The following is an 11,829-nucleotide window of genomic DNA, read 5'->3' as shown; positions in this document are numbered from 1 at the left end:
CATCAACACCCATAAAATATGTGGGAATCATCCTACATAAACTCTGCTCTCTGTCTTATATTAGCCTCTGTGCTAAGGCTATATACTCGCCTTTATCTTAGGACTCCTTTCTCTAAAATTAACGAAAAGTAATATTCATCCATTATTTATTATTTTTGCTGTTATTTAAATAAGATAATTATTGCATTTATCTTTAACATTAAATAAACAAAATAAAAACAATAACAATTAACTTTTTATACATTAATACATATTCAATATAGGGCGGTGTTCTTATTTGAATTTATGCTATATCAACACTGGATAACACTTTTATATGAAAATACGTTCATTAGCCCTAATTATTGCCCCTGTTAGTTTATTGCTAGCGCCTCCTATATATGCTGCTGATGTTGATGCTGGTACTGCTAATATAACAAGTGGCCAATACTTTGATAGCTTTACTCTCTCACATACCGTCGACACCATGTCTGGTGGTGAAATTGGTTACATGATGAATGATGCCAAAATTACTGATATGTCAGGTGGTTATATTGATAGAGTATATGGTGGATCATTTACGACTCTTTCAGGAGGTGAGCTAGGGTCCATTAGTTCAGGTGTAAATATAGCTGATATGTCAGGCGGAACAATAAGTAACATGTTGGGTGGCGTAATCACGACACTGTCAGCAGGTATTATTGGCCCAATGTCTGGTTATTCGCAAATCACAACCATGTCAGGAGGAACAATAGGGCCGATGTATGGTGACACCCAGATCACTCATGTGACGGGGGGGAATATTGATAGAATGTATGGTAATGCCTATATCGATAATATGTCCGGAGCAACTGTCGGCCCGATGTACGGCAACGCGACAATTGCTAATATGATTAATAGCTCCGTTGACTATATGTATGGCACATCCAAAATCACTAATATGTCCGAAAGTGGCATTGGTCGCATGTATAATAACTCTCAAGTTATTAACATGTTATCAGGGTCAATAGATAACATGTATGGCAATTCCAGTGTCGTTGACATGTCAGGTGGAACTATTGGCTCCGTCTATGCTGATGCGCAAGTCGTCACCATGTCTGATGGCCAAATTAACAAAGTCTATGATAATGCTAAAATAACTAATTTGACTGGTGGAAATATTGGCTCAGTCTATGGTGATGCATTAATTATTAATATGACCGGCGCGGGAATTGATTCATTATCAGGTAATGCAAAGATAATGGATATGTCAGGCGGGTATGTTCATGACGCACTCGAAAATGCCCAAATAAACTTTAGTGGTAATGAAAGCAGTGACACTGGCGGTACTTTAACGGGCAATATTGCGAATACGACTAATCTGACGCTGGCTAATAATGGTTTTATGACCATAGCAACCGGGAATGATATTTTTAGTGGTCGCCTGAAAATGCAAGGGGGGACAGCTAGGCTGGATACAAGTACATTAGCGACCAACAGCCTTTTCGATATAACCAGTGGCGCAAATAATACACTCTGGGCTGTGGCTGATAATAGCGGGGTCAACGTGAATCTGGCTTCCGGATTAACTGGCACTATCAATACCGATGCGGGCGTCACACTTGGCGTGAATAAACTGAATGGCGACAGCACGACTGCCTTTGATAAGGCAGGTGCCGGGACTATGCTGATGACTGCTGCAAATAACTACAGCAGTTCTACTAAGGTCAGTGATGGGACGTTAAAAGCGGGGGGAGATAACTATCTTAGCGCTTATTCTGATTATATTTCCCATGCTGGTACGACGTTAGATTTAGGCGGTTACCACCAAACTCTGCAATCTTTAGATAATGCTGGGGTAGTTAACTTTGGTGGGACGGGTGGACATTCATTAACGATTACTGGTGATTACACCGGTAATCATGGTCTGCTTAATATGAATTCAGTTCTGGGCGATGACAGCTCAGTGACGGATAAACTTTATGTTGGTGGTAATACAGCAGGCACCACCTATGTGCAGGTAAATAATTTAGGGGGGAGCGGCGCGCAAACTGTCAATGGTATTGAGTTAATCAAGGTTACAGGGAACTCTGCCGGTGAATTTATTCAAAATAGCCGTATTGTCGCAGGGGCATTTGATTACTTTCTAGCACGCGGTGCAGATGCTCTAGCCAATAATTGGTATCTGAACAGCGCTATACCACTGGTGACACCTCTTCCGGAACCTGAGCCAGAAGAAGGACCCGATTCAAAACCTATTCTAGTCCCCATTCCCGTTGATCCATCGAGGCCGGCAACACCCTCACCCATGATCGAACGCCCTGAATCCAGTTCTTACAGTGCCAACTTGGCCTCAGCCAATAATATGTTTGTTACGCGTTTGCATGATCGTTTGGGTGAAACTCAATATATTGATGCACTGACTGGCGAGCAGAAAGTTACCAGCATGTGGCTGCGCAATGAAGGTGGGCACAACCGCTCTAGGGATACCCAAGATCAGTTAAGTACGCAAGCTAACCGTTACGTCATACAGATGGGTGGGGATATTGCGCAGTGGAGCAACGATGGCCAAGACCGTTTTCACTTAGGGGTCATGGCTGGCTACGGTAGCAGCAAGAGTAAAACGGAATCACGCCTGTCTGGCTATAGTGCCCGTGCCTCTGTCGACGGCTACAGCACCGGTTTATATGGTACTTGGTATGCCAATGGTGCCAATAAAACCGGTTTGTATATCGATAGCTGGGCGCAATATAGCTGGTTTAATAACACCGTTGATGGCCAGAATCTGAAAACCGAAGAATACAAATCCAAAGGTGTGACAGCGTCGGTTGAAAGTGGTTACACCTTTAAGGTGGGCGAAAATGCAGCGAAGAATGCCAGTTACTTTATCCAACCTAAAGCTCAGGTGACTTGGATGGGGGTTAAAGCTGATAAGCATAAAGAGGCTAATGGCACCAATGTGTCCGGAGAGGGTGACGGTAATATCCAGACTCGTCTGGGAGTAAAAGCCTTTATGAATGGCTACAGCGAGCAAGATAAAGGTAAAGACCGGCTATTCCAGCCATTTATTGAAGCAAACTGGATTCACAATACCAAAGATTTCGGTACGACAATGGACGGCATAACAGTCAAACAAGACGGTGCTGCCAACATTGGTGAGTTTAAACTGGGTGTAGAAGGCCAGATAAGCAAGAAAGTAAATGTCTGGGGTAATGTTGGCCAGCAAGTGGGTAACAAAGGCTACAGCGATACATCCGTCATGCTAGGTGTGAAATACAACTTCTAATATGGCACTTCTGTACAACATAAGTAAAAACAGCCAAAAGACACAATAAGGTGTCTTTTGGCGCATTATTTATACTGTTATTAAATTTTACAGTAAGCCATCAACTTTCTCGCTGATTTCTGGCCCCCACACACCACATTGTACTTGACCAATATGTTGTTTTTGCAGCAATAGCATTACTAAGCGAGATTGACCAATCCCCCCACCAATCGTTTGTGGCATTTCGCCGTTTAGCAATGATTGGTGCCATTCTAATTTCAGACGATCTTCATCAGAAGTCAGGGCCAGCTGGCGTTTCAGGGTTTCTGCATCAACACGAATCCCCATGGAGGATATTTCAAAAGCATCTTCCAGAACCGGGTTCCAGACAATAATGTCACCATTCAACCCAGCAAAACCTTCAGCACTTGGAGACGTCCAGTCATCATAATCAGGCGCACGAACATCGTGAGATTTGCCATCTGCCAGTTTACCGCCAATACCAATTAGGAACACCGCCCCAAGCTCTTTGGCAATAGCACGTTCGCGGCCTTTAGCATCCAAGTCAGGGTAACGAGCACGCAGACTTTCACTGTGAATAAACTGAATATGGTCAGGCAAGAAAGGTTTCACACCAAACTCGGTACTGATTGCAGCTTCAGTTTCTTTAATTGCAGCATAGATCTTGTTCACTGTGGATTTCAGGTAAGCCAGGTTACGTTCACCATCTCCCATGACACGTTCCCAGTCCCACTGATCTACATACACAGAATGAATAGCACTTAGGCGATCTTCATCCGGACGCAATGCTTTCATATGGGTGTAAATCCCTTGGTCAGCACCAAAATCGAAGCGACCCAACGTTTTGCGTTTCCATTTGGCTAGTGAATGAACAACTTCGAAAGTCGCATCCGGTAAAGTTTTTACTTTGACCTGCACCGCTTTCTCAGAACCAGAAAGGTTATCTTGAGTACCATCACCAACACGGCTCAAGATAGGTGCCTGGACTTCAATCAGACCAAGTTGTTGCTCTAATTGGCGGGAAAAGAATGATTTTACGAAGCTAATTTGTTGCTGTTTTTGGATAAATTGTTTTTTCATTGCCGTTTTCTCAATTCGTTATTGTGTTATGCAAATAGTTGTATGCCGTTGGGCTTGCCATCGATTAAGCAACAGAATGAGGGTTAAATTCAATATCCAATAAACAATATTGCCATTTCACTTTTAATCATTCATTTTTATAGGTCTATAATTAAATAATCGATAAAAAAAGGGGGGTAATATGAGTGAAATTTATCAAATCGATAATCTCGATCGCGGCATCCTGAACGCATTAATGGAAAATGCACGTACGCCTTATGCTGAATTAGCAAAAAATTTTGGTGTTAGCCCAGGCACTATTCATGTCCGAGTTGAGAAAATGCGTCAAGCAGGGATCATTACAGCAGCATGTGTCCACGTGAACCCGAAACAACTGGGTTATGACGTGTGCTGTTTTATCGGTATTATTTTAAAAAGTGCGAAAGACTACCCTTCAGCATTGAAAAAACTGGAGAGTTTAGAAGAAGTTGTAGAGGCTTATTACACAACGGGTCATTACAGCATCTTTATTAAGGTGATGTGTAAATCAATCGATGCACTCCAACAGGTACTTATCAACAAGATCCAAACTATTGATGAGATACAGTCAACCGAAACACTTATTTCCTTGCAGAACCCCATCATGCGTACCATTGTGCCCTAAACATTAAATAACTATACCCACATTATCCACAGGTAGATCCCAGCTGATTCACAGCGTACAATACCGGTTCATTACTTCGGTTGGGTTCTTTATGGCTGACATTACCTTGATCAGTGGCAGTACACTTGGCAGTGCTGAATATGTTGCTGAACATTTAGCTGAGAAATTAGAAGAAGCGGGTTTCTCTACAGAAACGCTGCATGGTCCAGAATTAGATGAGTTGACGCTGGAAGGTACATGGTTAGTCATCACCTCTACCCACGGAGCTGGTGACCTGCCTGATAATCTTCAACCACTCTTAGAGCAAATAGAAGAACAACAACCGAATCTCTCTCAAGTCAGCTTTGGTGCTGTCGGTTTAGGCAGTTCTGAATATGACACTTTCTGCGGTGCAGTCAGAAAACTGGATCAACAGTTGATCGCATTAGGCGCTAAACGTTTGGGTGATATTTTAGAAATTGATGTCATTCAACATGAAATTCCAGAGGATCCGGCTGAGGTTTGGGTTAAAAATTGGATTAATTTGCTCTAATTTGCTTAAAGATCACGCGAAAGAATGTGGATAAGTAGGCTTAAAAGCAGGGTAAAAGCGGTACATATCCACATAACAACCTAAGTGACTCAAAGTGCCTGTGCATAACATGCCATTTAGATCCCAGCTTATACGCAATAGGATCACCGATCATTCACAGCAAATGATCCTCCTTAATCTCATGATCTTTAATGTGAATAATCACTTATCCACAGAGGATCATGATCCTAATAAGAGATCTAATAAAGAGATCTTTAAATAAAAAGATCTTCTTTTAATTAAGGGCGATCCTAAGCCGCTTGGTCGATCGTCTAAACTTGAGTAGAATCCCCCACCCCAGGGCAAACAACAGAAATTCGCATAACGGCGAGGTGCAGTACCATGTTTTATCCAGATCAATTTGACGTCATCATCATCGGTGGTGGCCATGCCGGCACGGAAGCTGCAATGGCAGCGGCACGCATGGGACGTCAGACCTTATTGCTGACGCACAATATCGACACTCTGGGACAAATGTCGTGTAACCCAGCGATCGGTGGTATCGGTAAGGGACATTTGGTAAAAGAGATCGATGCTCTGGGTGGCCTGATGGCAATGGCAACTGACCAAGCCGGTATTCAGTTTAGGATACTAAACGCCAGCAAAGGGCCAGCGGTTAGAGCAACTCGAGCTCAAGCTGACCGCGTCCTGTATCGCCAAGCGGTACGAACTGCATTGGAAAACCAGCCTAACCTGATGATCTTCCAACAACCTGTTGAAGATCTGATTGTTGAGAATGATCATGTGGTTGGTGCAGTGACTAAAATGGGTTTGAAATTCCGTGCAAAAGCCGTGGTATTAACCGTCGGTACCTTCCTGGATGGAAAAATTCATATTGGTCTTGAGAACTACAGTGGAGGCCGTGCTGGTGATCCGCCATCAATCTCATTGTCACAACGCCTGCGTGAACTACCGCTACGAGTCAATCGCCTTAAAACCGGTACTCCACCCCGTATTGATGCGCGCACTATAGATTTTAGCCAATTGGCTCCTCAGTTAGGTGATACGCCAATTCCGGTGTTCTCTTTCCTTGGCCGGGCAGACCAACACCCTGAGCAAATGGCGTGTCACATCACGTACACCAATGAAAAAACACATGAAGTGATCCGTAATAACTTGGATCGCAGCCCGATGTATGCAGGGATCATCGAAGGGATCGGGCCACGTTACTGTCCATCTATCGAAGACAAAGTCATGCGCTTTGCCGATCGTAACTCGCATCAGATCTTCCTTGAACCTGAAGGCTTGACCAGCAATGAGATCTATCCAAACGGTATCTCGACCAGCTTGCCTTTCGATGTACAAATGCAAATCGTCCGTTCGATGAAAGGGCTTGAGAATGCACGTATTATTCGACCGGGTTATGCCATCGAGTATGATTTCTTTGATCCGCGTGACTTGAAACCGACGTTGGAAAGCAAATACATCCACGGATTATTCTTTGCCGGACAAATCAATGGCACTACCGGCTATGAAGAAGCTGCAGCCCAAGGACTGCTTGCCGGCCTCAATGCGGGGCGTTTCGCTAATGATGAGGATGGATGGTCACCTCGTCGTAATGAGGCTTACCTTGGCGTGCTGGTGGACGATTTAAGCACCTTAGGAACCAAAGAACCTTATCGTATGTTTACCTCACGAGCTGAGTATCGTTTGATGCTACGTGAAGATAACGCCGATCTACGTCTGACTGAAATGGGGCGTAAATTAGGATTGGTCGATGATGTTCGCTGGGAGCATTTCAGCAAAAAAATTGAGCAAATTGAAAAAGAGCGCCAGCGCTTGCGTGATATCTGGGTACACCCAAATTCTGATAATGTCTCTGAAATCAATGCATTATTGAAAGCACCATTGTCGAAAGAAGCCAATGGTGAAGAGTTATTGCGCCGCCCTGAAATTGATTATCGTTTGTTGACCACTTTGCCCTCCTTTGGTCCTGCTTTAGCCGATCCGCAAGCTGCTGATCAGGTGGAAATTCAGGTTAAATATGAGGGGTATATTGCTCGTCAACAAGAAGAGATCGAAAAGCAGCAGCGCAATGAAAATACTTTACTGCCTGCTGATCTTGATTATCGCCAAGTCTCTGGTTTATCTAATGAAGTGATCGCCAAACTCAATGATCACAAGCCTAACTCGATCGGGCAGGCTTCGCGTATTTCAGGTATTACACCTGCAGCAATTTCAATTTTGCTGGTTTGGCTGAAAAAACAGGGATTGTTACGCCGTAGTGCTTAACATCCTGATATTTGCCTGTGCTGCTAAAAGCCGAGTAGCCGGGCAATTATGCTGTGTATTCAAGCTATAACAAACGGTTAAGCTAGATTATCATATTCGTATATCAGCCTTTACATGCTGACAGAGTATTCTTCGGTCAGAGGATATTGTTGTGTTAAAAAAATTAAATTGTCTGCTTAGCGCCGCAGATATTACATTACCCGATCAGCAAAAACACCAGTTGGTCGGTTATGTAGAACTGCTGCATAAGTGGAATAAAGCTTATAATCTGACTTCTGTCCGTGACCCAATGCAAATGCTGGTACGACACATTCTGGACAGCATTGTGGTAAACCCACATTTGCAAGGTAGCCGGTTTATTGATGTTGGCACCGGGCCTGGACTTCCAGGAATACCACTGGCTATTGTGCGGCCTGACGCTCACTTTACGTTGCTTGATAGCTTAGGAAAGCGGGTTCGTTTTTTACGTCAGGTTCAGCATGAACTAGGTTTAAGCAATATTGATCCCGTGCAAAGTCGGGTTGAGGACTTCGTTGCAGAACCTCCATTTGATGGTGTTATAAGCCGTGCATTTGCTTCTTTGCAAGATATGCTGTCTTGGTGTCACCATTTACCAGCCAAGCCTGAAGGCCGGTTTTATGCTCTTAAAGGGGTTAGACCTGACGATGAATTAGCGATTCTACCTGAGGGGATTATCCTTGAGTCGGTTGTCCGGTTACAGGTACCAGAGTTAGATGGTGAGCGCCATTTGGTTATTCTTAAGTCAAACTAACTTTGCTATTTATCAAAAAAATGTAATAAATCCTAAATTGAAGCGCTGGTATTTAGGGTTTTTAATATTGATGAGTATTTATTCGCTTACTATCGTTTGGATAGATTATATTTCACGAATTGTTTACAAAAACAGCGGTAGCCAGTGACATAACTATTTTGAATGTGTTCAACTCGTCACTTTAGTTATTACTTTATTCAAGGCTTCACTCTTTTTATGTATCCTAACTGTTGCTGGATTATTATCTGAAATGTCAATGGGACGTTTTTACTAAGTAGATAAGTTGTTTGATAATGGTTTTAATTTTAAAATTATGATTTGTAAAAGTTTTAATGGCTCTTTTCGTTAAAGACAAAGCCAAGTCTTATAGGATATAAATCAGTTTGTTTTTAGTTATGTGATAGATTTCACGCTTTATTGATAATGATTGGAATCGTCAGACAATTAAATGAAGGTTTTATTCCGAGGCTTTTCTTGTGAAAATAGCCCGAAATAAGAAAATTTAAATAATTGTTCACCTTTTCGCTACTTATCGATTGAATTCGTTTGAGTGGCCCGTATAATTTGCTCGTTTTTTGCTGCTTGACTCAATGGGGTAAAAGGCAGTTTTATACCTCACTCAGCATGCCCTTAGTGTGGTTCGGAGAGAACAAACGTCATGTCTGTATCCCTTTACAGTGGGAAAATTGCACGAAAGCTGCTGTTATTGCAGTTAATGACTTTTGTTGTTCTCAGTGCTGCTTTTGGTTTTAAAAGCCTGGAATGGAGTGCTTCTGCTTTGGCAGGAGGATTGGCAGCTTGGTTGCCTAGTGCCATGTTCATGTTGTTTGCTTGCCGCCATCAGGCAAAAACAGCAGCTCCAGGTCGTGTTGCGTGGTCGTTCGCCATTGGCGAGGGGTTAAAAGTTATCATGACGATAATTTTGCTGATTGTGGCATTAGGGCTGTTTAAAGCTGCATTTGCCCCACTTGGTTTAACCTATTTATTGGTGCTGATTGTGCAGATATTGGCACCAGCTGTGATGAGCGGCTACCGTACTTAACAGTTATCGTATTTAACTACAAAAGGGTAAGAGGCATCATGTCTGCATCAGGAGAAATCTCTACTCCAAGGGACTACATAGGACACCATCTGAATAACCTTCAGCTGGACCTGCGTACCTTTGAGTTGGTCAATCCCCACTCACCTGGCCCTGCGACGTTCTGGACGTTGAACATTGACTCTTTGTTCTTCTCTGTCGTGCTGGGGTTAGCTTTTCTGCTTGTGTTCCGCAAAGTTGCAGCAAACGCCACCAGTGGCGTGCCCGGCAAATTGCAGACTGCCGTTGAGTTAATTATCGGTTTTGTCGATAGCAGCGTACGGGATATGTACCACGGCAAAAGTAAAGTCATCGCACCATTAGCCCTGACCGTGTTTGTTTGGGTGCTATTGATGAACATGATGGACTTACTGCCAATCGATTTACTGCCTTACATCGGTGAGCATGTCTTTGGGTTACCTGCACTGCGTGTAGTTCCTACCGCTGACGTGAGTATTACCTTGTCCATGGCATTGGGTGTCTTCATCCTGATCCTGTTCTATAGCATTAAAATGAAAGGTGTAGGCGGCTTCGTAAAAGAATTAACGATGCAGCCGTTCAATCACCCGATATTCATTCCAGTCAACTTAGTTCTGGAAGGTGTCAGCCTGCTGTCCAAACCGGTTTCACTCGGTCTGCGACTGTTCGGCAACATGTATGCGGGTGAGTTGATCTTCATCCTTATTGCGGGTCTGTTGCCGTGGTGGTCACAGTGGATGCTCAGTTTACCTTGGGCTATCTTCCACATACTGATTATTACGTTACAAGCCTTTATCTTCATGGTTCTGACGATTGTCTATCTGTCGATGGCGTCCGAAGAGCACTGATTTTCTTATAACACTACTGCGTTTTAACTGAAATAAACTGGAGACTGTCATGGAAAACCTGAATATGGATCTGCTGTACATGGCTGCCGCTATAATGATGGGTTTAGCGGCAATCGGTGCTGCGATCGGTATCGGCATCCTGGGTGGTAAATTTTTGGAAGGCGCTGCACGTCAGCCTGACCTGATTCCTCTGCTGCGTACACAGTTCTTTATCGTCATGGGTCTGGTTGACGCCATCCCTATGATCGCTGTTGGTCTGGGTCTGTACGTGATGTTTGCTGTCGCGTAAGTAGAGTTTTCTCTACCGTGAACTACACCAAACTATTAACTTTTAAAGAGGCATTGTGCTGTGAATCTTAACGCAACAATCCTCGGCCAGGCCATCGCGTTTGTCCTGTTTGTCCTGTTTTGTATGAAGTATGTATGGCCGCCAATTATGGCAGCCATCGAGAAGCGTCAAAAAGAAATTGCTGACGGTCTCTCTTCTGCAGAGCGTGCCAAAAAAGATTTGGACTTAGCGCAAGCCAATGCGACCGACCAACTGAAGAAGGCGAAAGCAGAAGCGCAGGTGATCATTGAGCAGGCAAGTAAACGCAAAGCTCAGATCCTTGATGAAGCTAAAGCAGAAGCTGAACAGGAACGTAACAAAATCGTGGCGCAAGCGCAGGCAGAGATCGACGCCGAACGTAAGCGTGCTCGTGAAGAGTTGCGTAAGCAAGTCGCGATGTTGGCTATAGCTGGCGCCGAGAAGATCATCGAACGTTCCGTGGATGAAGCTGCTAACAGCGACATCGTTGATAAACTGGTCGCTGAACTGTAAGGAGGGAGGGGCTGATGTCTGAATTTGTAACTGTAGCTCGCCCCTACGCCAAAGCAGCTTTTGACTTTGCTGTTGAGCACCAGGCAGTTGATCGTTGGCAGGATATGCTGGCGTTTACTGCCCAAGTGACTCGCAATGAACAAATTGCTGAATTGCTTTCCGGTGCTGTCGCACCAGAAACAATGTCTAAGACGTTTATTGCAGTCTGTGGTGATCAGCTCGATGAACCCGCACAGAACTTCATTCGAGTTATGGCGGAGAATGGCCGTTTACTGGTTCTTCCTGAGGTGTTGCAGCAGTTTATTCAACTGCGTGCCTCACTGGAGTCTACCGTCGACGTTGAAGTGTCCTCAGCGAGTGCACTTAACGACGAACAGCTGGCTAAAATTGCCGCTGCGATGGAAAAACGTCTGTCACGCAAAGTTAAGCTGAATTGCAAAATTGATAAGTCTGTAATGGCCGGCGTAGTAATACGTGCGGGCGATATGGTGATAGATGGCAGCGTTCGCGGTCGTCTTGAACGCCTGGCAGACGTCTTGCAGTCTTAAGGGGACTGGAGCAT

Annotated in this window: 11 protein-coding genes; 10 read left to right on the top strand and 1 reads right to left on the bottom strand. The window is 44.1% G+C overall.

Features of this window, described 5'->3' with window-relative positions; translation table 11 throughout:
• Positions 1–316: 316 nt before the first annotated feature.
• Complete coding sequence (locus HUZ92_RS10215; protein ID WP_145579528.1) at positions 317–3,244, top strand: autotransporter outer membrane beta-barrel domain-containing protein; 2,928 nt, start codon at positions 317–319, stop codon at positions 3,242–3,244.
• 87 nt (positions 3,245–3,331) lie between these two features.
• On the opposite strand, the gene asnA is transcribed toward HUZ92_RS10215, so the two are convergent.
• Entirely contained in the window at positions 3,332–4,324 is a 993-nt protein-coding gene (gene asnA, locus HUZ92_RS10210; protein ID WP_050099291.1) for an aspartate--ammonia ligase, read from the bottom strand.
• Between the two features lie 181 nt (positions 4,325–4,505).
• Here asnA and asnC point away from each other — a divergent pair, with 181 nt between their 5' ends.
• The 9 genes from asnC to atpH all read left to right on the top strand — a co-directional run bounded on the left by asnC (position 4,506) and on the right by atpH (position 11,815).
• On the top strand, positions 4,506–4,967 hold the full coding sequence (asnC, locus tag HUZ92_RS10205) for a transcriptional regulator AsnC (RefSeq protein ID WP_005161192.1): 462 nt from the start codon (positions 4,506–4,508) through the stop codon (positions 4,965–4,967).
• Between the two features lie 91 nt (positions 4,968–5,058).
• Complete coding sequence (mioC, locus tag HUZ92_RS10200; protein ID WP_050099292.1) at positions 5,059–5,499, top strand: FMN-binding protein MioC; 441 nt, start codon at positions 5,059–5,061, stop codon at positions 5,497–5,499.
• Positions 5,500–5,880: 381 nt separating this feature from the next.
• Complete coding sequence (gene mnmG / locus HUZ92_RS10195; RefSeq protein WP_050099294.1) at positions 5,881–7,770, top strand: tRNA uridine-5-carboxymethylaminomethyl(34) synthesis enzyme MnmG; 1,890 nt, start codon at positions 5,881–5,883, stop codon at positions 7,768–7,770.
• Positions 7,771–7,921: 151 nt separating this feature from the next.
• Positions 7,922–8,542, top strand: a complete 621-nt coding sequence (gene rsmG, locus HUZ92_RS10190; protein ID WP_050295589.1) for a 16S rRNA (guanine(527)-N(7))-methyltransferase RsmG — start codon at positions 7,922–7,924, stop codon at positions 8,540–8,542.
• A 658-nt stretch (positions 8,543–9,200) separates the two neighbouring features.
• Entirely contained in the window at positions 9,201–9,584 is a 384-nt protein-coding gene (gene atpI, locus HUZ92_RS10185; RefSeq protein WP_050099298.1) for a F0F1 ATP synthase subunit I, read from the top strand.
• 38 nt (positions 9,585–9,622) lie between these two features.
• Positions 9,623–10,447: a F0F1 ATP synthase subunit A gene (atpB, locus tag HUZ92_RS10180; RefSeq protein WP_050099300.1), complete on the top strand. Its 825-nt coding sequence runs from the start codon at positions 9,623–9,625 to the stop codon at positions 10,445–10,447.
• 49 nt (positions 10,448–10,496) lie between these two features.
• Positions 10,497–10,736, top strand: a complete 240-nt coding sequence (atpE, locus tag HUZ92_RS10175) for a F0F1 ATP synthase subunit C (protein WP_004393045.1) — start codon at positions 10,497–10,499, stop codon at positions 10,734–10,736.
• 60 nt (positions 10,737–10,796) lie between these two features.
• Complete coding sequence (atpF, locus tag HUZ92_RS10170; RefSeq protein WP_025380079.1) at positions 10,797–11,267, top strand: F0F1 ATP synthase subunit B; 471 nt, start codon at positions 10,797–10,799, stop codon at positions 11,265–11,267.
• 14 nt (positions 11,268–11,281) lie between these two features.
• A complete protein-coding gene (atpH, locus tag HUZ92_RS10165; RefSeq protein WP_004707327.1) occupies positions 11,282–11,815 on the top strand; it encodes a F0F1 ATP synthase subunit delta in 534 nt (177 codons plus the stop codon).
• The last annotated feature ends 14 nt before the right edge of the window (positions 11,816–11,829 follow it).

The organism is Yersinia vastinensis, assembly GCF_902726565.1.
Taxonomy (GTDB): Bacteria; Pseudomonadota; Gammaproteobacteria; order Enterobacterales; family Enterobacteriaceae; genus Yersinia; species Yersinia vastinensis.
The sequence above is the reverse complement of the archived record's forward strand: the minus strand, read 5'-3'. Positions and strand labels throughout refer to the sequence as shown.